General features: G+C 49.0%; 19 protein-coding genes. 7 read left to right on the plus strand and 12 right to left on the minus strand.

Annotated elements, in window-relative coordinates:
• Positions 1–1,088: 1,088 nt before the first annotated feature.
• The 3 genes from ACYU87_RS08535 to ACYU87_RS08545 form a co-directional block, all read right to left on the minus strand.
• Positions 1,089–1,712 (minus strand): hypothetical protein, encoded by a 624-nt coding sequence (locus ACYU87_RS08535; RefSeq protein WP_461133643.1) that lies wholly within the window; start codon positions 1,710–1,712, stop codon positions 1,089–1,091.
• A gap of 115 nt (positions 1,713–1,827) precedes the next feature.
• Positions 1,828–2,370, minus strand: a complete 543-nt coding sequence (locus tag ACYU87_RS08540) for a hypothetical protein (RefSeq protein ID WP_461133644.1) — start codon at positions 2,368–2,370, stop codon at positions 1,828–1,830.
• Between the two features lie 653 nt (positions 2,371–3,023).
• Positions 3,024–3,734, minus strand: a complete 711-nt coding sequence (locus ACYU87_RS08545; RefSeq protein WP_461133645.1) for a DUF2461 domain-containing protein — start codon at positions 3,732–3,734, stop codon at positions 3,024–3,026.
• A gap of 140 nt (positions 3,735–3,874) precedes the next feature.
• Between ACYU87_RS08545 and ACYU87_RS08550 the strand changes: the two genes are divergently transcribed.
• From ACYU87_RS08550 to ACYU87_RS08560, 3 genes are read left to right on the plus strand one after another with little or no spacing between them, the layout of a single operon-like run.
• Positions 3,875–4,975, plus strand: coding sequence for a DUF4932 domain-containing protein (locus tag ACYU87_RS08550; protein WP_461133646.1), 1,101 nt, complete (start codon positions 3,875–3,877; stop codon positions 4,973–4,975).
• Positions 4,972–6,036 carry a sensor histidine kinase gene (locus ACYU87_RS08555; RefSeq protein WP_461133647.1) on the plus strand — a complete coding sequence of 355 codons (1,065 nt, stop codon included), beginning with the start codon at positions 4,972–4,974 and terminating at the stop codon, positions 6,034–6,036. The genes ACYU87_RS08550 and ACYU87_RS08555 overlap by 4 nt, the downstream gene beginning before the upstream one ends.
• Positions 6,033–6,749 carry a LytR/AlgR family response regulator transcription factor gene (locus tag ACYU87_RS08560; protein WP_461133648.1) on the plus strand — a complete coding sequence of 239 codons (717 nt, stop codon included), beginning with the start codon at positions 6,033–6,035 and terminating at the stop codon, positions 6,747–6,749. Before ACYU87_RS08555 ends, ACYU87_RS08560 begins: the two co-directional genes overlap by 4 nt.
• 21 nt (positions 6,750–6,770) lie before the next feature.
• On the opposite strand, the gene ACYU87_RS08565 is transcribed toward ACYU87_RS08560, so the two are convergent.
• The gene (locus tag ACYU87_RS08565) at positions 6,771–7,706 is read right to left on the minus strand and encodes a helix-turn-helix domain-containing protein (RefSeq protein ID WP_461133649.1); all 936 of its coding nucleotides are present in this window, start codon (positions 7,704–7,706) and stop codon (positions 6,771–6,773) included.
• Positions 7,707–7,824: 118 nt separating this feature from the next.
• On the opposite strand from ACYU87_RS08565, the gene ACYU87_RS08570 reads away from it, so the two are divergent.
• Together ACYU87_RS08570 and ACYU87_RS08575 are read left to right on the plus strand one after the other, a co-directional pair.
• Complete coding sequence (locus ACYU87_RS08570; protein WP_461133650.1) at positions 7,825–9,339, plus strand: aldehyde dehydrogenase family protein; 1,515 nt, start codon at positions 7,825–7,827, stop codon at positions 9,337–9,339.
• 108 nt (positions 9,340–9,447) lie between these two features.
• Entirely contained in the window at positions 9,448–9,843 is a 396-nt protein-coding gene (locus tag ACYU87_RS08575; protein WP_461133651.1) for a DUF779 domain-containing protein, read from the plus strand.
• 93 nt (positions 9,844–9,936) lie between these two features.
• Here the strand turns inward: ACYU87_RS08575 and ACYU87_RS08580 are convergent, their stop codons facing one another.
• The gene (locus tag ACYU87_RS08580) at positions 9,937–10,989 is read right to left on the minus strand and encodes a spore photoproduct lyase family protein (RefSeq protein ID WP_461133652.1); all 1,053 of its coding nucleotides are present in this window, start codon (positions 10,987–10,989) and stop codon (positions 9,937–9,939) included.
• A gap of 259 nt (positions 10,990–11,248) precedes the next feature.
• Between ACYU87_RS08580 and ACYU87_RS08585 the strand changes: the two genes are divergently transcribed.
• Positions 11,249–11,752, plus strand: a complete 504-nt coding sequence (locus ACYU87_RS08585) for a molybdopterin-dependent oxidoreductase (protein WP_461133653.1) — start codon at positions 11,249–11,251, stop codon at positions 11,750–11,752.
• Positions 11,753–11,798: 46 nt separating this feature from the next.
• Here ACYU87_RS08585 and ACYU87_RS08590 read toward each other — a convergent pair whose 3' ends face one another.
• The 7 genes from ACYU87_RS08590 to ACYU87_RS08620 form a co-directional block, all read right to left on the minus strand.
• Positions 11,799–13,079, minus strand: coding sequence for a sensor histidine kinase (locus ACYU87_RS08590; protein ID WP_461133654.1), 1,281 nt, complete (start codon positions 13,077–13,079; stop codon positions 11,799–11,801).
• Positions 13,076–14,452, minus strand: a complete 1,377-nt coding sequence (locus ACYU87_RS08595; protein WP_461133655.1) for a sigma-54-dependent transcriptional regulator — start codon at positions 14,450–14,452, stop codon at positions 13,076–13,078. Before ACYU87_RS08595 ends, ACYU87_RS08590 begins: the two co-directional genes overlap by 4 nt.
• A gap of 104 nt (positions 14,453–14,556) precedes the next feature.
• The gene (locus ACYU87_RS08600; protein ID WP_461133656.1) at positions 14,557–15,729 is read right to left on the minus strand and encodes an ABC transporter permease; all 1,173 of its coding nucleotides are present in this window, start codon (positions 15,727–15,729) and stop codon (positions 14,557–14,559) included.
• A 5-nt stretch (positions 15,730–15,734) separates the two neighbouring features.
• Complete coding sequence (locus tag ACYU87_RS08605) at positions 15,735–16,982, minus strand: ABC transporter permease (RefSeq protein ID WP_461133657.1); 1,248 nt, start codon at positions 16,980–16,982, stop codon at positions 15,735–15,737.
• A 95-nt stretch (positions 16,983–17,077) separates the two neighbouring features.
• Complete coding sequence (locus ACYU87_RS08610) at positions 17,078–17,755, minus strand: ABC transporter ATP-binding protein (protein ID WP_461133658.1); 678 nt, start codon at positions 17,753–17,755, stop codon at positions 17,078–17,080.
• A 2-nt stretch (positions 17,756–17,757) separates the two neighbouring features.
• Complete coding sequence (locus ACYU87_RS08615) at positions 17,758–19,194, minus strand: TolC family protein (protein WP_461134354.1); 1,437 nt, start codon at positions 19,192–19,194, stop codon at positions 17,758–17,760.
• Positions 19,195–19,362: 168 nt separating this feature from the next.
• A complete protein-coding gene (locus ACYU87_RS08620) occupies positions 19,363–20,622 on the minus strand; it encodes an efflux RND transporter periplasmic adaptor subunit (RefSeq protein WP_461134355.1) in 1,260 nt (419 codons plus the stop codon).
• Positions 20,623–20,921: 299 nt separating this feature from the next.
• Here ACYU87_RS08620 and ACYU87_RS08625 point away from each other — a divergent pair, with 299 nt between their 5' ends.
• Entirely contained in the window at positions 20,922–23,207 is a 2,286-nt protein-coding gene (locus ACYU87_RS08625; protein WP_461133659.1) for a GH92 family glycosyl hydrolase, read from the plus strand.
• Positions 23,208–23,231 lie beyond the last annotated feature (24 nt).

Genomic DNA, 23,231 nt, shown 5'->3' on the forward strand with positions numbered 1-23,231 from the left:
ATAATCTGGATCTTCTAGTGAGCTATACTTTTTTTACACAACCCGAACGGCTAGTACTATCTTTCTAACAAGATATTCAATGATGTGGATTGGCTTGCTCTCTTTACATAATACCACTTATATAACAGAAAGTAAGGCAGCATTAATGTACACTCATAATGATTCTAAAATACTTATTATTTGTCGCTATTGAATGCTACCTACTTTATTCTGCTATACAACTATTAAAGGCTACCCTAGATGATACTGAGCCTAAGGGTATCGTTCTAAGAATGAGAAGCCCCTTGTTTAGAGCCATCCTAGATAAACATTACAATAGGTTTGAAAAATTTACATCCGGAAGCCTATGTGTTATTCTATTTTTATGGCTCCTATGGTTTCTTCTAACAAAGAAATTGCCTATCTAAACTGGATATTATCTGATAAGATATAAATTCAATAATGTAAATAAATGAGATTGATCTCTTAACATAAGATTAGTTATACAACTGAATCACAAAAAGTTATAGTTATCAGTGTATAAATATTCGAACTGTTTTTGTCTTTTATCTAGATGTTTTAAATGGCAACTCCTTCCAACTTTCGACGGGAATATAGCGTAAGGTGTCAGGTACTTGTATATCCCATCGGATACGGTGTTCTGTTTTGTCAGCACAGTACACTTGTATGAGTAAACGTCTTTTCTGTAGGTTGTGTAAATTAACCATCCAAGACTCGCCTGTATCGTACACATTTACACTTTTATCATTTTCAACTTTTTGTGTACCAATCTTGTACCAATAAACTACGTGAGCCATCCCTCTTAACCTGTATACACGAGTAACTTCTGCTATTGTATAGCTAGAACAATGGGCTAATTTCTCACTTAGTCTTTTGTTTTGTATTAAATAGACAAGGATAAGAAAGATTACAACGACTATGGAAATAGTAACTCCAATCTTTTGTGGCTTAGTCATTAATGTTAGAAAAATACAAAATTCAGAGAATACATTTTTTGAATTATTCTTATCTCAGTTGTATAACTAATTTTATGTAAAGTGATTAAAGTGGGAAATACTGTTTGAGCCTATAATAGCCAAGTCTTGAATTTATTCTAAAACGAGCTGGTAGGCAATGAAATGCTTTACTCCGAATTGTTTATACCAATCAGCAACGGGTACACGGCTTTGTGCAACTGTGCAGTAGTAAGAAAAACCATCTTTATCGTAAGGTAATGTGTGAACTAGGAAGGGAAACCTTTGCCCGATAGGCACAACCGTCTTCTGATTTTTATAGCTCAAAATATCTGTTCTGAAGCTGTATCGTCTTGAATCATCAGCTTCTACCTTATAAGTTTTGCGTTGGCTAACTCTGGGAAGTTTGAAGAATGCCTCTATTGTGGTTGGGTCAACCGCTCTCGCATAAACATCGAAGGCAAGCTTACCTGTCTGGTCAAATTGTAAAGGTTCTTTGCGTCTGGCAAAGCCGAACATATCCTGCTCAGGTTGAGCTATTCCGTTTCGAAATTCTTGGCTAATTAGATGAAAGTATTTACCCGCTAATTTTGGATCGTCTAATTCAACATGAAAGCGCTCTACTCCTAAGAACCCCATTAGTTCCTGCATCTCGGAGTTAGTAGAACCAAAAACAGCTTTGATCGTTGTGCTATCGCTTTTTTGAGCATTTGCAGAGAACAGGACGCTACACGTCAACAAAAAGAATAAGTATTTCATATGTGAGAAGATATGATTGGATAGCTATAGAAGAGCAATTCCCCTATTTTCTAACACAGATACGGTTACCTCTCTTTTGTTGTATAAGTGTCTTTATGTTAACTAGGGTCTACTATTATCTGTTAATCATGCCATTAAACTTCCCCTTTTTCAAGTGAATTGACTGCCCTTTCGAATTCGTCACAGTCAGATCGAACCGCCCTTTAATGAGACCAGTAGTTGGATTGTACTTCACTAGCTCAACCCAACCTTGGTCACCAGCCAAAAATTGGTAGCTTGTCGTAATAGAGAACTGCTCGATCAAAAGTTGAGCTCGTCTAGTCGTCGGTGATAGGCAAGAATCAGCAAGAGTCAAATAATGCTTCCCCTTTTGCAGTGGTAGATTATAAAAGTCTAACCATTGGGTGGGCAAACAATCCTGCACACAACCGGTCGGTTTTTTAGCAGTTGATCCGGTCTTAGGGTAGGGTATATCTGTCCTGGCTCCAACACTGAAGCGGCTACCAAAACAGCTTTTATTGTCTTGACTTAAAGCCTGCCGAATTTGTCCGGATCCATACCAGGGCGCATTATTTACTGAAGCCGTCATGGTAAATGGCCTTGAACAAGCCGTTGCGACGATCAATAAACTAGGTAACCATCTTACCGTTAGCTTCATAATTTACTGTTGTTAGATCAAAAGTCAGTCAACTATGAAGCCGTTTATAATAGTCTTTTACTCGCAGTCAATAAGCTTTAACCTACATATAATATCTTAACATAATACAGTGCTTTCTTCCTCCCTTTCCAAAGGACAATTGCATCTATTTTCAGGGCTCGTATGGAGGGGCCAATCTGAGAAATTTCACATAACATAAGATAGCCTATGCAACTCGGCTAAGAAAAGTACCATTTTTAAAACAATCAATTTGTCGAAAGCTTAGTAGAATATCGCCCATTCCTGGCTGTAGAATGGCATATGAATCAATTCTTTTCAAGAAGTAGTTGGTAAGCCAAGAAAATTTCGAATTCTCAAGAGAACATCAGGTATTCACATTGAGCATTTTCTCGAAAATTTGATAACGCGATTTGCCTCTGTAAAGCCGATTGGTCTTATTGGGGAAGCCGCTAATTACATCTTCGAAGGAACCAAAAGTAAGTTTACAGATAGGCAACGGCGCTGAATTACTGGTATGCGCCACCTTTCAGTACATGAGTATTTTGGCATTAATAATCAGCCTAATAGGCTGATCATAGTCGATGACATTCCCGAAGTAAAAGAGGCTGTACAAAACGCCTTTACACTCGGGAGCCTTCCATAGCTCTATTGAGCTACAAACCGACCGGCTCTTCTTTTTCATCGAAAAACAGGTAGTTCAGTAAATCACAATAGGGCTTAATGATCCGGCTCCCTTTCACAACTTCATCGGCAAAGTTGGGTTTCAGCACTTCCTTATCTGTAAACCGGTGCATAAAGAACAACTCCTTCCGGCGGAGTAACTCGATGTCCGGATGATCGGCGGGGTAGCCTTTAGGCGTTGTTTTCATCACCTCGCCCGATGCCTCCGGAAAATAGGCTTTGAACGCGTCGGTCTCAATGATTGCTTTTAGTTCGTCAACATTGTAATCTACCTCCTGCCGAAATTTAGCCAGGTTAGCGGGCGTCGGCTGCCACATGCCCGCGCCCAGAAACGACTGGTTACCCGGTTGAATGTGTACGTAGTAGTCGATTCGTCCCGAGTGCCGACCACCGGGTCCAATGGCAAAGGCCAGGTTCGATTTATACGGAGCCTTGTCTTTCGAAAAACGAATATCCCGATTGATCCGAAAAATACAGTCCTTAACGGCCGTGTTAGCCAGTGGTTCGAAGGAGCTCATTGCCGCCAGTACCCGCTCCACGACGCCACAAAGTTCGACCTTGGCCGCATCATAGCGAGGTCGGTTGGCCTGAAACCACTCGCGGTTGTTGTTTTGAACGAGTTCGCGCATGAACTCCAGGGTAGGTGCCGTAAAGGCCGCTTTTGACGCAGGTTTTGTTGCCATGAGTACTAGTTGGAAGAGCCAGTAACCAAGGATAAACCCCGGTTGTTGGTCATCAAAATTTGTGCGTTGGTCAATCGCTTTATAAACTAAAACAGCCAGATGATTAGGTTTGACGCTCAACCCTACTTACTGTTTATACAATGAAAACACTGGCTTTCTGTTTGTTCTTATCGGTGCTGGTCCAAGCTTCACTGGCTCAGGTACCTACTGCTCCGACCCCGGCGGCCCCCAAACGAATTGAGGTTACTGTTCATCCGGGCATTGAGCTGTTTACCGTGGTTCAGCTATTGGCTGGTCAGTACAGGCAACCAAATTCCTCTACGTATGCCAAAGCAGCCGAAACCTACTTCAAGCCCTATGCCAGTCACCCGGCGGTGGAGCAGGTAAAGAAAATGGGAAAGGTCTACCCTGATCTAGCCGAATTAGGGTATTGCTTCGACCAGTTCCCAGCCATCCGGATTCATTATCCCGACAGCCTGCACTGGTACAAACTGTATGGCAAAGATACGGTACAAACGTACATGCGGTTGTGTAAACAATTCTTCGAGGATACTCACTTCTGGGATTTCTATCAACAGCACCAGGCAGAGTATGCAAACTGGGCATCCCCCGTGCAGGCCAGTTTAATCAAACAGGGATTAGTCACAAAGCTCGACTCATTCTACCGGTTTGCCGGTCACGCCAGCTGGACAATTTGCCTGGACCCGCTCAATAGCTGGGGTGCCCACGCCATTATGACTAAAACCCTCAACCCACGGTATGCCGATCGCGTGGTGTACAATGTTGGTTTCTTCAACCAGGAGTCAAAAGAGACCGATTCGCCGGCTTTTAAAGTAGGTTCTGAATCAGTCATGATGGTGTGGCACGAGGGAAGCCACATTTACACCAGTGCGTTACAAAAACGCTACGCCAAGGATATTGACAAGTTAGCTTACTTGTTCAACAAAGATGATGAAGGCATGAAGCGTAACAACATTCACACCTGGGCGCATTGCTTCGATGAGAACCTGGTCCGGGGTATCGTTATTGCGCTCTTCCGGCAATACCAAAGTCCGAAGGAGACCCGTAAACAGATAGCCCGTGAAACAATCGGTGACTTTCAATATGCGGAAGATATAGCCAATGCGATTACCAGGAATTATACAGGCTATTCGACTTATCGCGACTTTTCTGAGTTCTTCCCCAAAATTTTGACCTATTTAGCCCAAACGTATCCCAAAAATCAGTTAACAAATCGATGAGTCGACTCCGAGTGCGTACACTGCCCGAATGGACTATTCATGCGGTAATATGGGTACTGTTTGTCATCAAGGATGTATCAGGCATGTACTACAATCCGACTTACCCGGTACCCAAAACGGCGGTAGCTACGTACTGGCTTCTCGTCATCGGATACACCTCCATCAGCGCGGGGGCTTTTTATGGGTCTGTCGGCCTGATTGCCCGGCCCTTACTGAACAGAACCCTTACCTGGCGGCATTATGGCTTCGCGACGGGGGGCCTGCTGGTCACTCTGGCAGGCATCACTGCCTGGCGCTATGTGCTGGAGATGCTGGTGTTCAAACCCCTACTGGGTTTCGATAATTATAGCCGCAGCAAATCGTTTACACTGGTCTGGTTTGTGCGCAATAGTGTGCTCTATTATGCTGATTTCATCACCTATGGGCTACTCTACAGTTTCATCAAACGCCATTTTATCAACGAACGACAGCGTCGGGAGATCGAGCAAACCAGAACGACCGCCGAATTGGCGTTTCTGCGATCCCAGTTAAATCCTCATTTTCTGTTCAACACCATCAATGACATCTATGCGTTGGTATACTGTAAGTCTGACGACGCACCGGGCGCTCTGCTTAAACTGTCTGAATTGCTCCGCTATGTCTTGCACGATGCCCGGCATGACCGGGTTCTGTTAGCGAAAGAACTGGCTTACCTGCATAGCCTGATTGAGTTACAACGCATTAGCACTAAGGAGAATTTACACGTGGATTATCAGTTACGGGGCCAGCTTGACGGACAACTGATTGCTCCTTTACTGCTGGTTTCTTTTGTCGAGAACGCGTTCAAACACGGGGTAGTGTCCGATGCACTACATCCCATTAAACTGCATCTCGACCTGACCGAAGCCACGCTTAGTTTTCAGTTGAGCAACCGCAAAAACCAGCAGCAAAAAGACCATACGGGTGGTATAGGCCTAGCCAATGTCCAGCGTCGGCTCAACTTGTTGTACCCCGGTCACCATCGACTGCACGTGGACGACCAGGAAACGGAGTACCGTGTGATCTTACACCTTGATCTATGACGTCCCCTATCCGCTGTCTGGTTGTCGATGATAAGCCTTTAGCCCTTGACATACTGGCTGACTACATCAGCAAAGTACCTTTTCTACAGTTAGCGGGGGTTATGACAAATCCGCTGGAGGCCCTGAACAAGGTAGTCGAAACGCCGGTAGATCTGATCTATCTGGATATTCAGATGCCCGAACTTTCCGGGCTTCAGTTCATGCACGCACTCAATGGTCGTGCCCTGGTGGTTTTAACGACGGCTTACTCCGAGTATGCGCTGGATGGTTTTGAGCACGATGTGGTGGATTATTTGCTGAAACCGTTTTCGTTTGAACGGTTTTACCGATCGGTTCAGAAAGCGCAGGCCCGACTGCAAGTGGCGCCTAAAGTCGCGCCAAACTCACGTTCGTTTCTTTTTGTTCGCACCGAACACCGATTGCAGCGGATAGATATGGCGGATATTCTGTATGTAGAGGGGCTGCAGAACTACACGATTTTTCATACCGTAGCCGAAAAAGTGATGGCCCGCCAAACGTTGAGCAGTGTCGAAAACAGTTTACCCGTGTCCACGTTTGCACGCGTCCATAAATCGTTTATTGTGGCACTGGCCCACATTTCTACGGTCGAACGAAGCCGTATCTATCTGCTAAATAATCAGCGCAGTGGCGATGTTGTCATCCCAATTGGCGATGCCTACCGGGATCAATTCTATCAGCGATTAGGTACGTAATAAGCCAATTGGATCTCCCGGTCAATTCACCCCAAAAAGCTGCCGCTTGAATTGACGGGGGCAGACATGCTCGACGGACCGAAACGCGCTGCTGAAATGCGTCAGGCTGTTGAATCCCGACTCATAACAGGCATCCGTGATCGTTTTGGTTGGATTACTCAAGATCGCTTTTGCCAGCTGAATGCGCTCGGTTAAAATGAACTGGGCCGGTGAAACGCCCAGTTCATTTTTAAAAAGCCGGAAAAAGTGTGATTTCGACAGGCAGGCCTTGTCACTCAACTCATCGACGGACAAAGCACGGGTTAAATTTTCCCGGATATACGCCACCACGTACGCCAGACGGTTTGTATTGACATGCTGATTGGTTTGGTGAAGAAGCCCCGCTCGGATCTGGGTTTGCGAGAGCCGGACAATCAGTTCACGGAGCGTATTCTTGATAAAGAAAGGCTTAAACGGATTGTTTTCCCGGAATAGCCGAATGAGCTTGTCGGTCAGCGAACTGATTTCAGGATCGTTTTGCAGCAGGTAATTGTCAACGTCCAGTTGCCACTCCGTAACGGCCTCAACCCGGGGGACCTGTTCATTGAGCTCGGCAATGGTTTCCCGAATAAATTCATCAGAGATTGTCAGAGCCAGACAACGCGTCGGTTCATGGGTGGTAGCGTCGGGAAAATCGATCTGCATCAGCCGATCAGAAGGCAGCAGTAATGACTCACCGGGCTGGTAGTCAAACGGCTCCATCTCGCGCAGGTGCATCACTTTGCGTCCGCTCAGCATGCTCGTCATAACGGGGGCATTGAACCGCAGCTGAATTAGGTGCGCCTGCTGAAATGTTTCGTATAAATGCAGTTCAGCCGAGTCGTGGTTGAGGGTCAGTTTATTCTCCACCAACGTGTCTAATCGGTTACCCCACGCACTAACCGCTTCGTTCTTACCTACTTTCCCGAGTTGTTTCATACGATGAGCCGATGGTAGTATTTCGTAAGTTAATGAGACGATAACGCAACTAATCTTGTACAATTTCGGCAAAATTTGTGAATAAGTTAATTGATCACAAAAAAACCTTTTTTCAGCCATGCAAACTGCAGAAGCACCGAGCAAGATTATGCCCCGGCCGATATTCAAGACTCAGTACGAAAATTACATTGGGGGAAAATGGGTACCACCCGTTGGTGGTGAGTATTTTAACAACGAATCACCAGTAGATGGCAGTCTGATTGCTAAAATGCCCCGCTCCAAGGCGGCCGACGTGGACTTAGCCGTTGAAGCCGCTCACAAGGCATTTGAAACCTGGGGAAAAACATCGGTAACCGAACGGAGTAAAGTCCTGTTGCAGATTGCCGATGTCATTGAGCAGAATCTGGAATTTCTGGCCCGTGTCGAAACGGTCGAGAATGGCAAAGCACTGCGCGAAACGATGGCGGCCGATATGCCGCTGGTAGTTGATCACTTCCGTTATTTTGCGGGTGTCATCCGGGCTGAAGAAGGGTCGGCAACCGAACTCAACGCCGATACCTTATCCCTGATTATTAAGGAGCCCATTGGCGTGGTCGGACAGATCATCCCCTGGAATTTTCCGTTGCTGATGGCTACCTGGAAACTGGCCCCCGCTTTGGCCGCCGGTTGTTGCGTCGTGATCAAACCCGCCGAACAAACCCCAACATCGCTGGCGGTGCTGTTCGAGTTGCTCGAAGGAATCGTGCCCGCTGGTGTGGTCAACATCATCCAGGGATTCGGCCCCGAAGCCGGTAAGCCCCTCGCCCAGCACAAGCGCATCAACAAGGTTGCGTTTACAGGCGAAACCACAACGGGACGGCTGATTATGCAGTATGCCTCCGAAAACCTGATTCCGGTAACCATGGAACTGGGCGGTAAATCGCCGAACATATTTATGAAATCGGTGGCCGATCAGGATGATGAATTCTTTGATAAATGCGTAGAAGGTGCGGTTATGTTTGCGCTCAACCAGGGCGAAATATGTACCTGTCCGTCTCGTCTGCTGGTGCAGGAAGACATCTACGACAAATTCATGGAGCGGGTTATTGCCCGAACCAAAGCCATCAAACTAGGGCATCCGCTCGATCCGGACACCATGATGGGCGCGCAGGCCAGCAACGATCAGTACGAGAAAATTCTGTCGTACATCGACATTGGCAAACAGGAAGGGGCCGAAGTACTAACAGGTGGTGGTCCGGCCAATAGTGTCGAAGGCGGTTTCTACATCCAGCCTACCATTTTCAGGGGCAATAACAAGATGCGGATTTTCCAGGAAGAAATTTTCGGGCCCGTGCTGTCGGTTACGACCTTCAAAGATGCCGACGAAGCCATTGCCATTGCCAACGATACGTTGTACGGTCTGGGAGCCGGTTTCTGGTCGAGAGACGCGCATGAGCTGTATACCATTCCCCGTCAGATTCAGGCGGGTCGGGTGTGGGTAAACTGCTACCACGATTACCCCGCCCATGCGCCGTTTGGGGGTTATAAAAAATCCGGCTTCGGGCGTGAGAACCATCTGATGATGCTGAACCACTACCGCCAGGTCAAAAACTTGCTAATCTCGTACAGCAAGAATAAGCTGGGCTTCTTTTGATAAAGAGCGAGAGAGTGAATGAGCGAAAGAGCGTTATGCTATGACTAGCCTTTTCTTTCATTCGCTCTTTGCTGGGCACTCTTTCACTTATTCACTCTTTATTTTCCTATGACAACTCAAACCACCTCCCGCGTTGATGTTACACAGGCGGCTGCTGCCGTAATCGAGAAAGTCCGGGCGGAGCATGGACCTTTGATGTTTCATCAAAGCGGAGGCTGTTGCGACGGCTCCTCACCGATGTGCTTTGCTAAAGGCGAGTTCCGAATTGGCCAGTCCGATATTTTGCTGGGGCAAATTGACGGATGCGACTTCTGGATGTCGAGCGATCAGTTTGAGTACTGGCAGCATACGCATCTGACCATCGATGTAACGCCCGGACGAGGAGCTAGTTTCTCCCTCGAAATTCCGATGGGCGTTCGGTTCCTAATTCGGTCACGGATGTTTGAACCCGACGAGCTGGTCAATATGGCACCGGTGCATGTTGGTCCGCTGGAGGAAGTATAATGGTTTGGACAGGTAGGTTAACCAACACGCTTGCCGATCTGAATAGCGTCAGTTCCTAACGCAGAAGGCCCGTTTCGAAACGGGCCTTCTGCGTTAAAATATATACCGGATCTCGCACCACGGAATTTCTTCACGGACTATATCCTCGAAAACATCAATCATTTTTCGCTTCAGTTGATGATTGTACCGGATATTCCAGCCGCCAAACTGACTTACCTTACTCTCCTGCAATTCGGGTACCCACAGCAATTCTTCCGACTTCGGGTTAATGGCCAGATTAGCCTGGTGCTGCCACTGGTTATGGGTCAGGAAAATAACTTCACACTTGAGCTGCGCCCGAACCTCAGGCCGAAGGGCTGCGTCGAGTTGCTGAAACAACGCCCGGTAATCATGCCGCCACGCTTTCTTATCGCCATCGGGGCCGCTGTACACAATGACGGGGGAGAAATTCACGTGAACTTCGTACCCCGCGTCGTAAAAGTCATTGATGGCGGCAATTCGTTTTTCAATGCTGTCCGTTCGCACATCGACTAGTTTGCTGACGTGGCTGGGCATCAGACTAAACCGGATGCGAATTTTTCGCTTCGGGTCAAAGTCCAGTAAGAGCGGATTGACGAATTTGGTTGCGAAGGTGGCCTTGGCGCGGGGGTGATCGCGGTAAAACTCAAACACCTGCTGAATGCCGTCTGTCAACCCGTAATCGACCGAGATGTCCGAGTTACAGCCAATGTCATACGTCCAGTAGGTTGCATCCGTTTGGTTGACCGGTTTGGGCCAGGCCAGCGAATTAACGTGGGTATCGATACTGGCTAGATTTTCGTCAATATTCGTGAATAGCGTAATCGGATTAACGGTCTTGTGGCGGTCAACATAACAGTAGGTACAGGCCCCGAAGCAGCCATTGGCCAGACTCGGCGCAATGTAGTCCGAACTTCGGCCACTCCACTTAATGTCCTGGTTTTTAAGCCGTCCCAATACCAATACATCAGACTTGACTTTAAAATGGTTCAACCCCAATTCTGGCAACCGGTTGTGCTGCTTCACTTCCAGTGTTTCCGCATTCGGGAACTGTGCCAGCACCGCTTCACCCCGTTCGTTGAGCGAGTCGGCCGTGTAAAGAATAATCGACGGATTGAAATCGGGCATAAAGTACTGGTAAGAGTTCGTGTTTATGTAACAGTAAACAAACGATTATTGTTCATCAGCCAACCCAGCAAATCTACTGAAAATCAATCACTTACACTTATTTTTTACAATTTTTTGGAGTCTGACTCTTTAAGCTGACCTCACAGACATTAACTATTTCTTCTACTGCATTTCTCACTACTTCAGATGAGCTGCCAGTTTTGTCTATACACCAAAAGTGCTACTTTTATACCGTTATTTCCTTTCAACTATATCGACCATGTTTTTTATACGAATCACGCTTTTAATCAGTTGTTTATCGTTTATACTACTAGTCCAGACACGGGCTCAGTCCAAGTCAACGGATTTATTAATAAAAGGCTCAGACGGAAAGTCGGTTAGGCTAACAGCTGGTGAAGTCAATAGGCTTCCTCGTGTAGAACATCGGGGCAAAGAGCATGATGGTCAGGAGCATACCTACGCAGGTGTACCTCTGGCCGCGCTATTGAAGCAGGCAGGCGCTCCGCTGGGCGGTCAGTTACGGGGCAAGGCTTTGGCAAACTACCTGCTCGTTAGTGCTGCAGACGGTTATAAAGTCGTTTTTGCTCTGCCGGAATTAGATTCCGCATTCACGAAACAGGTTATTTTCCTGGCTGATCGACGGGATGGACAGCCTATATCCGCAGAACAGGGGCCTTACCGGATCGTTGTTCCACAGGAAACCAGGCAGGCTCGCTGGGTTCGGCAGGTAACGGCCTTAACTATACTGACAGCCAATGAATAGTCTGGATTACAGGGATTGTGCACACTTCGCAGTTACGCTACAAAACTCAATCAAAGTGGATCAGGAACTCCGTCCAGCCGCTTTCCTCCGTCCGAAGCGAGAACGACAGTTTATGGTTGAGCAGAATCTCGCGGGTGAGCGTTAGGCCAATGCCCTGCCCCTCCGGCTTGGTACTATAAAAGGGATTGAACAAATTGGCCGCAGTCAGGTCGGGAATGGGCTGGCCGTTATCCCGAATGAGCAGAGAATGGCCCATCGTGATTACCTCGACTCGCTGGCCCGCCTGACAGGCTTCGAGGGCGTTCTTGACCACGTTGATCAGCACTTGCTCCAATTGATCGACATCAACCCATTTGCTATTCCGTTCGGTAGTGGTTTCGGTTAGCGACACCCCTCGTCCTACCGCTTGCGGCTGCATTAGTTGTACTACGTTCCGGGCGAGTTCCCCTAAATCGACAAGTCGTTTTTGGGGTTGGGGCAAGCGCACCACGTCAGCAAAACGGCTCATAAAGCGATTTAACCGATCGTTTCGCTCGATCGCAACCCGGATGGCGTGTTTTACATCCGGTTCATTTACATAGGATTGCGTACTATCGAGAATGGAGTTTACGGCCCCGATCGAGTTATTAACCTCATGCGCCATCATTCGGATAACCTGGCTGTACGACTTCTTTTCGGTAGCCAGTATCTCAGGAGTCAGTTCCTCAATCATGAGAAACGACCGGCGAAATCCCCGATCCATGAAATAGGAACGCAGCACTTTATAGGTCTCAATGCCATTCGGCTTCATAACGCGCGCTTCACCATCGGCCAGATCGGCCACCTGAGCCAGTAACGAATACCCCAGTTCAGACAAGCGTTTGGCCAGCATTTCGTCGGAATGCATCCCCAGCAACTGGCTGGCTTTCGGATTAACGGAAGCAATACGGTCATCAAAATCAAAGATCAGAATGGCAATGGGCGCAGCGTCGATCAGTTTGTCCAGAAAAAACTGCTGCTCAACCTGCCGGGTCCGCTCCTGCCGAAGCTGGTCAATCATCAGGTTGTAAACCGATATCAGGTCATCAACTTCCTGGTTACCGGTCGGCACGAACTTAACGGTAAAATCTTTGTCCTGAATGGCTTCAATCCCGGATGCAATAAACTCCGATGGTTGCCGAAATGCCTGGTATAATCGAATGGCAATCAGTACAGAAATCAGCACAAGCAATTCTGACGCAATAAATACGGCTTTACTTTCGCGCAATACCCACCAGATCAACCCGATCAGCGCGAGATGAACCGCAATGATATACATCAGAAAACGGGTGCGAAGGGGCAGCTTCATTCTTCGGTTGTGTAGGGAATACCAAATTTCTCTAATCGTCGGTAGAGTGCAAACCGGGTGATGCCCAGCGCACGGGCTACTTTGGCTACGTGATTCTGGTGGAACGCCATAGCCCGGTGAATCATCTGATACTCCATTTCTTCCAGCGTCATGCTGCCTACCGGGGGCCAGTTCGTAGCCCCGGATGATGCGGTCATCGCGTTTGACGTTAGGTTCCGTTCAAAATCCTCTACCTGCAACTCATCTCCCGAAGAAAGGAGAACCGTTCGCTCCACGACATTCTTAAGCTGGCGGATGTTACCGGGTAGCGGCAGGGTCTTGAGCCATTTCTGGGCCGACGTGCTCACCCGCAGATCAGGCCGACCATAAATGACTTTCAGGTTGTCGACGAAGTAGTTGACCAGCAACGGTATATCGCCAGGACGTTCGCGCAACGCGGGCAACCGAACGGATATCAGGTTGATCCGATAGAATAAATCTTCCCGAAACAGCCCTTTGCTGACCATTTCTTCCAGATTCCGGTTGGTGGCGCAGATCACCCGTACATCCACCGTTCGGGACTTGCTGCTGCCCAACGGCTCAAACGTCCGATCCTGCAGGACACGTAACAGTTTCACCTGGCTGGCCGGGTCCAGGTCGCCGATTTCATCCAGAAAAATCGATCCTTTATTAGCCAGTTCGAATCGTCCGGCGCGGTCTGTTTTGGCGTCGGTAAACGCCCCCCGCACATGTCCGAACAGTTCACTTTCGAACAGGGTTGACGAAATGCCACCCAGGTTCACTTTCACAAACGGCTGCCGGTGGCGACGGCTATTCTGATGAATGGCCTCGGCAATGAGTTCTTTACCGGTGCCACTCTCCCCCGTAATTAAAACGGGCGCATCGGTTGGCGCTACCCGCCCGATGGTGGTCAGAAGAGCCAGCAGGTTCGGGTCTTCGCCAACAATGTTATCGAAGTCGAATTGCTGGTCGAGTTTACGTCGATTGGGCGATGCGGGTGTTGCCTGCGCCAAATTCAGGGCCGTTCGTACCGACTGAACGAGGTGATCATTTTGCCACGGCTTGGTGATGAAATCCCGGGCACCCGCCTTCATCCCCTCCACGGCGAGGTCAATGCTCCCCCATCCCGTAATCAGAATAACCGGCACCACAGGCAACCGCTCCCGGATCTGCCGTAACAGGCGCAGGCCATCGTCGCCGGAGGTATCCACCGAAAAATTCATGTCGAGTAGAATCAACTCGGGCGTTTCTTCGGCCAGTATCTCCAACGTCTCAAACGGCCCGTCGGCCAGACGCACCACAAACCCCTCCTTCCTGAACAACAGCGAAAGAGAGGTTTGAATGGCAATATCGTCGTCAATGATTAATAGCATATTTTGTGTAGGGACCGCACTGGCGGACCGGCGATCCCTCGTGTCTCAGAACCTGATGGTTTTTTTGCTGACACATAGGAGTAGAGACGCGAAGGGTCGCGTCTCTACTCCTCGTGCAGGGCGGTGGCCGGTTGAATCATGGCTGCCTGCCGGCTTGGGAAAAGGGCGCACAGGGTAACGAGCCCGTAAATGATCAGGATCGATAGACCAATGGCGGATACATAAATGCCAGATGGCATGTCGAAGACGTTTAGGAGTGGAAACTGGATAGCAAACAATAAGCCGATCAGCATGGCAAAGGTAGCCAGCACCCATATTTCCCCAATGAACTGCGTCGATATTCCTCCGCCGGTGGCTCCCAGCGCCCGGCGCAGGCCGATTTCTCCCCGGCGTTTGGCAATGCTCAGGTTCAGTACCCCAAACAGGCCGAGGGCCACATTAATTAGCAAAAACGTGCTGATAATGAAGAAAATAATAACAGGAACCAGCGTAATATTATGCTGTAATTTGCGCGAATCGACCAGGTAACTGGCTTCAACGCTCCAGCCTTTGGCCATTAAGGCGATGTCGCGTACCATTTTGGCTTCGAAAACCGCATCGGTACCCGGCTTTACGCGGATAAGCATCGTTTTGTTCCAGGTGGCCTTTTCGTCGAGGAGTTCAACCATCATCGGTTCGTTTTTGGCGAACTCCCCCCTGCCTTTGAATATACTGACTACGCCCGCTACCCGCCAGAGTCCTTTCTTATCTTCGTAATCTTTAATGATTTTACCAATTGGGTTCGCATTACCAAACAGGCTTTCACTGGCTTTCTGATTAATCACAACAGGTCTATATTTAGCTACACTATCGGGAGCTCGGTACCAAGAGCCCTTTATCAGGGGTAGGCCCAGCGTTTCAGCGAAATGCTCATCTGCGACATAAAATTCTACTTGCGTCACGGTCTTGTTATACGACACACCCATGCTGTTATGGTAATTGGAAAAGGGCGTATTGTCGCTCGTTCTTGATACCGACTCTACCTCCGGATAGCTTTTCAGCCGCCGGAAAATTGCCTGGGCTTTCTGAGATACCTCCGTTGTATCCTGATTGTTTGCCAAATTGACAGCCCATACATTTTCATAGGTAAAGCCTAGTGGTTCGAGGTACTTACTGATGTTGGAAATAAGCAGCGTGCTTAACCCAAAAATAACCAGAAACGAAGCTAGAATCTCCACGATCAGCAACGAATGGGTACCCTTCTTATTCCAGATTAATTTAATAAGGTGTCTGATCATGTTCGTTAAGATTTTAAGGCATCAGCAATGGTTAGCTTGGACATTCTTAGCGCGGGTAATACCCCGGACAATAGCCCGAAAACCAGGCATACAAGCATACTGACAGTCAGTACGCTGCCATTGACCGTGAGATCGGCGTAAAGAATCAACCCACTACGATTGATGAGCTGAATGACGATAATACTGAGAACCAACGCAATAGCCCCACCAATGAAAGTGATAAATACGTTTTCCAGAATAAATTGCCACAGCAACGTGCGCACGGGTGCACCAAAGGCCTTCCGGATACCGATTTCCGACGACCGTTCCAGAATACGACTCACGTTCAGATTGACCAGATTGATAGCGGGAAGGCCCATGATCATGAGCAGAAGGAAACCGACTACGCCATAAAAAAGGGCCAGGCGCGCGGCATTATTACCCGAAAGTATACCCAGGAAGAAGCCCCAATATGATTCGCTTCTTACATCGACAAGGGCATATTTAAACCCGTTCTCAACACCAGGCACCGGAATTCGGCGAATACGATCCTGAAATTCAGCCCGGACGGCAGCTAAATCTTCCGGCTTTTTTGTCAGTACAATAGCCTGATAATCACCCCGAAACCCAGCATTCTGATAATTGCTCTTAGGCGTGGTATACGGAAAATAAACATCGGCATAACTGAACAGGCGCGTAATCGGGCTACCCCTCACAACGCCAATCACTTTATAAGTGATATTCTCAATCTCAATCGGTTTACCCACGACAGATTCTGTCGGCTCATCAAAGTACTGCTTTTTGAAACCATCCGTAATAACCGCGACAAAATCACCATTCGCTACATTTTGCTGAGTGTATGGTTTGCCTTCCAGAAAGTCGAACTTCGTGACTTCCCAGAAATCAGCATCGGTAAATTTGCTAGTCAACTTAACTTTTTGGGTGCCCACGTAGGCGTTTGAACTACTCATCGTCGAAAAAACGGATACACGTTCCGGCGTTTTAAGGGATTTAGCATACTCCGTCAGAAATTTAAAACTCAGGGGCCCCGATGAACTGGATGTCCGGCCCGAATCGGTCTGAACCATCTGATCAATGTAGAGCGAGCGGTCACGCCGGGTTTCGGGATAATGGCTCCCCACCAGGTGATCAACAAACGAAGTCAGCACCATCAATACGGTCAGCGTCAGGCTGATGCCGAAGAGGGTAATGAAGGTGTAGAACGGATGCCGGAGCAACACCTTCCAGGCGATTTTTATGTAGTTTAGAAGCATGATTAATGGTGAATGAGTGAGTGATAGAATGATTGAATGAATAGAACGGCGGGATAGACATTATTCTATCACTCACTCATTCCATCATTCAACATTCACAACACTTGCGTCCCGTCAAATAACCTCACCAACCGATGGGTACGCTTGGCCATTTGCTCGTCGTGGGTCACCATCACAATGGTGGCTCCTTCATTGTTGAGCTGTTGCAGAATGTTCATGATTTCATTGCCCATGGCGCTGTCGAGGTTGCCGGTTGGCTCATCGGCCAGGATGATGTCGGGGTTACCGACGATGGCCCGGGCAATGGCAACGCGCTGCTTTTGACCGCCCGATAATTGCTTTGGAAAGTGCTTCATGCGGTTGCTCAGGCCCACTTTGGTCAACGCGTCTTTGGCATACTCCTGACGCGACTTGCCATTGGCCGAACTTCCATTCCGGGCTCTATAGAGCAGTGGAATTTCGACGTTATCGAGTACCGTCAGGTCGTTGATCAGGTGAAAACTCTGAAAAATGAAGCCAATTTTCTGGTTACGCAATTGGGCCAGTTCCTTATCCGAATACGTTTTTACGGGTTGCCCATCCAGTTGAACGGTTCCTTTCGAGGGTTCGTCCAGCAGCCCCATGACGTTCAGCAGCGTACTCTTACCGCAGCCCGATGGCCCCATAATGGAGACAAATTCGCCTTTTTTGATGTTGAGGTTGATGTTATTCAGCGCCAGCGTTTCGATGGTACTGGTTCGGTAGACTTTTTCGATGTTTTGCAGCGTAATCATGGTCAGTACTTTATTTTCTGGTTTGTTTCAAAATCGAATAAGGTCAATAAGCGAAGGGTGTAAAATGCCTGCCAGTAGTCGCGCAGGGCTAGAATGGCATCCCGACGGGCACGGTCTTTCTCCTGCGTAGCGATGCCTAAGTCGGTCACGCTGAGATCACTGAGTTTAAAGCGGTCCTGCGCAATCTGGTAGCGATTTTGCCCGATCTGATCGGCTTTGGCGGTAAGCGTTACCTGCTGATTCAACATCTGGAGCAGCGTTACCTGGGTAAAAATTTCCTGCTCGAAAGTGAGTTTATCCTGTTCGACGGTTTGCTGCGCCAGTTCCCGGTTCGCTTTGGCCGTTTCCACGATCGCCTGCGCCCGGCCCCAGGTCATAATGGGTAACGTAAACTGAAGGGAAACGTATTCGCGGTTCTGCGGGCGGACGTAGACATCAACCAGATTCGGTCCCTGGTTCGATAGCCCGTAACCCGCCGTCAGGGTAGCGTTGAGGCCGTTGTTTTTTCGGGCTTTTTCCAGGTCCCGTTGCGCTTCCAGTAATCGTCGCCGGAACCCGATAGACCCCGCCCGGTTCGCAATAGCCTCCTCGAAGGCGCGCTTCACATCGACAACCAGATCGGGAATCTGGTTGGGTATGGCCAGTTCCAGCGGGCGGAGCTGACTGGCACTTTCCTCCCGGTAGCCCACAAACGTTTTCAATCTGAGTGACGCCACTGCCGCCGTTTGCCGGGCCGATGCCAGATCTTTTTCGGCGTTCAGCACGCTTAACTGCAATTGCAGCAGGTCGTTCTGCGAGATCTTACCCATGTCGAGTTTGTGCTGCGCAATGCGATACAGCGTGTCGTTATTAGCTCGGTTGGTTTCGGCGATTTGCAGGTTCACCTGGGCCACCAGCAGATCGAAATACAGAGTTGTCGCCGTTAAGGATACCTGCTCCAATGATTCAATCAGCTGCTGATTTCCTTCGGCATACAACAACGGCTGTATCTTCCGGTCCCAGCGCATCTGATTGAATTGAAACAGCGGTTGCGTTATTCCGATTCCGAAGGGTATACCATTGTACAAGGTGCTGTTCTGAATAAAGTTGTCGAACCGCTGAAGTTGTTTCTGCACAAAAATGGTTCCGCCCGTGGGCGCAATCGTTTGGCTGAGCGACAGGTTCAGAATAGAGTTATTATACGATACCGGCTCAAAACGGATGTTGCCATCGGGCTGGGTCACCTGCACGTATGACCGCGTGAAATTGGGCAGAGATCCATCCAGACTTAGCTGCGGCCTGAACTGCGCCAGAAAGGAACGGTACTGCCAGTAGTTCGTTCGCTGCTGGGTACTGGCTCGTTTGGCCGCCACCGACTGCGCCTGCGCCAGTTGAACAACCTCCGTTAACGTGGTCACTTGGGGTTGAGCGACAAGTTGTCGATTGATCAGGAGAATGATAAAGCAACTAAGAAAAAGGTATTTACGCAACCGGCACGGCGTGTCCACGGCCTGTGTCCTCCCAGGCCACAGCTGCACCAGACAACTTCGGCCATCCAGACGAGTGGCTTGTGTCCTCACAAGCCATGGAGATGAATATAACCAATAGTGAATCATAGCGGTCTGGCGTTATTGTTTCGGGTCAATAGTGATCTCGTCCAGATGCTCATACGCACTCAAATCGGTCAGGATAACCTGTTCGCCCGCCTGAAGGCCCGACTTTACTTCGACATAATCGAAGTTTGACAAACCCAGGGACACCTCCCGCCGATGGGCAACCGGGCTTCCTTTTGGCAATACATACACGAACTGTTTCCGTTTGCCCTTAAACGCTGGCCCATTAGGAACGCGAACGGCCTTTGCCACCCGGTCGGTGATAACGAATACCTCCACTTTCATGTCTGGTCGAAGCGACGCATGGTGACTATTGTCCAGTTGAATCACAAACTGAACGATACCGTTTTTGATGGCCGGTTTTACTTGCGTAATGAGCCCCCGCAGATTGGTTTCATTTACTTTGACGATGACAGGCAGGCCCACTTTCACCTGCTCCGCGTAGACATCCGAGCAGGAGCCCTCGACCCGGAAACTAGCCAGATCGGCCAGTTTGGCCAGCATCTCCCCCTCGTTCACAGCCGAGCCAATGTTTTCATTCACCCAGGTCAGTACACCCGGCCGATCCGCGATAATATCAGCCTGCTTCAGCTTGTGCGTTAATTCCTTCAAATTTTTCTCTTCGATCTGCGCCTGTAAGGTCGTTTCGCGCAGGCTGGCCCCCATCGACTGACGATTGTAAGCAAGATCATTTTCCAGTTGCTTTTTCTCCAGTTCCGCCACACGGAGGGCATTTTCAGCCCGCGTCACGTCTTCGCCCGTGCTCCCGCCCACTTTCTTCAGGCGCATTGATCCCTCCAGTTCAGCGCGCAGCCGGTTGATGTTTAGCAGTTTGATCTGGTCGTTTACCTCAGCGTCGTACAGGCTCTTGTTCAATTTCATCCGCAGTTGATCAATACCGTTTCGTTTCAGCGCCAGTTGGTCGTTTAGTTTTTCCAGTTCAATTTCGGTCAGGGATTTGTCGAGATCCAGGATCGCCTGTCCCGATTTGACGGCGGTGCCCGGAGTAAGCAGCACCCGCCGGATACTAGCCCGAATGGGGCTGGTGATGATTTGCTCATAAGCCGGTATCACCTCCCCCGTGGCATTCAGCGAGTTTTCGACGGGTCCTATTTCTGCCGTCGCCGTACGAATTTTTGCCCCCTCAACGGATGTTTTTACGGCATCCCGCAGCCAGGTAATGGCAATGGCCAGGGTAATGACGCCCACCACCCCGATTAGCAGGCTTCGGGTACGACTACGATTGGTTATCTCCGGGGCAAGTTCTTTATCCATCATCCTGTTATCGATCTTGTTTATAGATAGCCAAACAACATGCCAAAGACTAACCCATTAACCATCAGACGATTATACAATGCAGGAAGAAATTATATGTGCGAAATCGCACAGTTTTTTACGATTTCGCACTACCGTGCCGTCGGTTATACGTAATCGACGGCACGGGGAGCACGGGGTAGGCCAGCACAAAAGCGCACAGTACGCAAAGAATCTGGTGGCATACCGAGGTGCTTACGAAAGCTTTTCGTACCTTTTTAGCCCCTAGCTCAATTGAGTAAAGCAACCAAACCAACACGATGAAATTACTTTTTACAGTTCTTTTCCAATCTCTTTTTCTCCTCTCCTACGCCCAGCAAAACCTTGTTCCTTATGTACATCCACTCATTGGTACCGAAAAAATGGGCCATACATACCCCGGCGCTACCGTGCCCTTTGGGTCTGTGCAGTTGAGCCCCGATACCGACACCCTGTCGTACGAGCTCAATGGCAAGTACAACAAGGATGTTTATAAATACTGTGCGGGCTACAAGTACGAAGACAAAACGATTGTGGGGTTTAGCCACACGCACTTCAGCGGCACTGGCCACTCCGATCTGGGCGATTTTCTGATTATGCCTACCCAGGGCGCTTTACAGCTTAATCCGGGTGTCGCGTCAAACCCCAGGACGGGCTATCGGTCCGCGTTTTCGCACGCGAATGAGGTTGCCGAAGCGGGCTATTATAAAGTCAAGCTCGATGATGACGGGATTCTGGCGGAGATGACAGCTTCCAACCGGGTGGGTTTTCACCAATACACCTTTCCCAAATCAGATCAGTCGCACATCATTCTGGATTTGACCCACGGCATTTACAACTACGACGATAAAGTTGTCTGGACGTTTGTCCGGGTCGTTAATGATACGCTGATCACAGGCTTCCGGCAAACCAACGGCTGGGCGCGTACCCGCACGGTGTATTTCGCTCTGTCGTTTTCCAAGCCGTTTAAGGCTTATGGTCAGAAAAATCTGGATAAAGCACAGGTTTACAAGGGATTTTGGCGGAAGTTCGATCAAACCAAAAACTTCCCGGAGATAGCGGGCAAACGCATTCGGATGTACTTCGATTTCGATACGGAAGCCGGTGAAAAAGTACAACTCAAAATGGCCCTGTCGCCGGTTAGTCAGGAGAACGCCCTGGCCAACATGCAGGCCGAAATACCTCACTGGGATTTTGACCAGACCAAAGCCAAAGCCCAGGCCGACTGGAACCGGGAGTTAAACAAAATACAGATCGACGCGTCGGAAGCCAGCAAAGTAAATTTTTATACGGCGCTGTATCATTCCTTTATCAACCCGACAACTTACATGGATGCGAACGGCCAGTACAAAGGACTGGACCAGAATGTTCATTCGGCAACCGGTTTCACGAACTACACGACTTTTTCTCTCTGGGACACCTACCGGGCGCTGCACCCATTTTTCAACCTGATTCAGCCGGGCCGTAACAACGACATGGTACAATCCATGCTGAACCACTATGACCAGAGTACGCTGAAGATGTTGCCCGTCTGGTCGCACTACGCCAATGAGAACTGGTGCATGAGTGGGTACCACAGCGTGTCGGTACTGGCGGATGCGGTTGTGAAAGGCGTATTTAAAGGGGATGCCCAGAAAGCGCTGGAGGCCTGTATGGCTACATCCAACCACCGTGATTACGAAGGCATCGGGGCGTATATCGACAACGGGTACGTGCCTTCGGCCAGTAACGGCACGTCGGTATCGAACACGTTGGAATACGCGTACGACGATTGGTGCATTGCCCAACTGGCCAAAAAACTGAATCGGTCCGACGTCTACGAAACCTACCTGAAACACTCCCAAAACTGGCAGAATGTCTTCGACAAATCGATTCGTTTCATGCGGCCCCGCTTAACGGATGGGTCGTTCAAAAAGGAGTTCGACGTGTATAAGACCGACGGGCAGGGCTTTATCGAAGGCAATTCCTGGAATTTCAGCTTTTTCGTTCCCCAGAATCCGGCCTCCTTAATTCAGGCTATGGGCGGCCCGAAACCGTTTGCGGCCCGTCTCGATACGTTGTTTTCGATGCACCTCCCGGATGAGTTTTTCGCCGAAACCGAAGACATTACCCGCGAAGGAATCATTGGCGGCTACATTCACGGAAACGAACCGGCGCACCACATCGCGTATCTTTATAACTGGACCGACCAGCCCTGGAAGACGCAGGCACGCGTGCGCATGATTTTGAACATGCAGTACAAACCCACCCCCGATGGACTGGGTGGCAACGACGACTGTGGGCAGATGAGCGCCTGGTACCTGTTCTCGTCGATGGGTTTCTATCCGGTAGCACCGGGTTCGGAAGAGTACTCGCTGGGAAGCCCATCGGTAAAAAATGCCCGGCTTACGCTCGAAAACGGCAAAACGTTTACCATCGAAGCGGTTAACCAAGGTGACAAAAACGTCTATGTGCAGAAGGTGTTACTAAATGGCAAGTTGCTGACCCAGCCCATCATTACCCATTCAGACATTCTCAAGGGAGGCACGCTAACCTTTTACATGAGCGCCAGGCCGGCGAAGAAATAAGCGTTCTCTGACGTATCGGCCGGT

The sequence above is a fragment of the Spirosoma lituiforme genome (genome assembly GCF_054776635.1).

What these genes read in the sequence shown, in the direction of transcription:
- ACYU87_RS08570 (WP_461133650.1), top strand. Translation starts at nt 7,825, where the DNA reads ATGCAAACTGCAGAAGCACCGAGCAAGATTATGCCCCGGCCGATATTC.
- ACYU87_RS08565 (WP_461133649.1), bottom strand. Translation starts at nt 7,706, where the DNA reads ATGAAACAACTCGGGAAAGTAGGTAAGAACGAAGCGGTTAGTGCGTGG.
- ACYU87_RS08555 (WP_461133647.1), top strand. Translation starts at nt 4,972, where the DNA reads ATGAGTCGACTCCGAGTGCGTACACTGCCCGAATGGACTATTCATGCG.
- ACYU87_RS08585 (WP_461133653.1), top strand. Translation starts at nt 11,249, where the DNA reads ATGTTTTTTATACGAATCACGCTTTTAATCAGTTGTTTATCGTTTATA.
- ACYU87_RS08625 (WP_461133659.1), top strand. Translation starts at nt 20,922, where the DNA reads ATGAAATTACTTTTTACAGTTCTTTTCCAATCTCTTTTTCTCCTCTCC.
- ACYU87_RS08580 (WP_461133652.1), bottom strand. Translation starts at nt 10,989, where the DNA reads ATGCCCGATTTCAATCCGTCGATTATTCTTTACACGGCCGACTCGCTC.
- ACYU87_RS08590 (WP_461133654.1), bottom strand. Translation starts at nt 13,079, where the DNA reads ATGAAGCTGCCCCTTCGCACCCGTTTTCTGATGTATATCATTGCGGTT.
- ACYU87_RS08545 (WP_461133645.1), bottom strand. Translation starts at nt 3,734, where the DNA reads ATGGCAACAAAACCTGCGTCAAAAGCGGCCTTTACGGCACCTACCCTG.
- ACYU87_RS08560 (WP_461133648.1), top strand. Translation starts at nt 6,033, where the DNA reads ATGACGTCCCCTATCCGCTGTCTGGTTGTCGATGATAAGCCTTTAGCC.
- ACYU87_RS08575 (WP_461133651.1), top strand. Translation starts at nt 9,448, where the DNA reads ATGACAACTCAAACCACCTCCCGCGTTGATGTTACACAGGCGGCTGCT.
- ACYU87_RS08550 (WP_461133646.1), top strand. Translation starts at nt 3,875, where the DNA reads ATGAAAACACTGGCTTTCTGTTTGTTCTTATCGGTGCTGGTCCAAGCT.
- ACYU87_RS08605 (WP_461133657.1), bottom strand. Translation starts at nt 16,982, where the DNA reads ATGCTTCTAAACTACATAAAAATCGCCTGGAAGGTGTTGCTCCGGCAT.
- ACYU87_RS08595 (WP_461133655.1), bottom strand. Translation starts at nt 14,452, where the DNA reads ATGCTATTAATCATTGACGACGATATTGCCATTCAAACCTCTCTTTCG.
- ACYU87_RS08535 (WP_461133643.1), bottom strand. Translation starts at nt 1,712, where the DNA reads ATGAAATACTTATTCTTTTTGTTGACGTGTAGCGTCCTGTTCTCTGCA.
- ACYU87_RS08610 (WP_461133658.1), bottom strand. Translation starts at nt 17,755, where the DNA reads ATGATTACGCTGCAAAACATCGAAAAAGTCTACCGAACCAGTACCATC.
- ACYU87_RS08540 (WP_461133644.1), bottom strand. Translation starts at nt 2,370, where the DNA reads ATGAAGCTAACGGTAAGATGGTTACCTAGTTTATTGATCGTCGCAACG.
- ACYU87_RS08620 (WP_461134355.1), bottom strand. Translation starts at nt 20,622, where the DNA reads ATGGATAAAGAACTTGCCCCGGAGATAACCAATCGTAGTCGTACCCGA.
- ACYU87_RS08600 (WP_461133656.1), bottom strand. Translation starts at nt 15,729, where the DNA reads ATGATCAGACACCTTATTAAATTAATCTGGAATAAGAAGGGTACCCAT.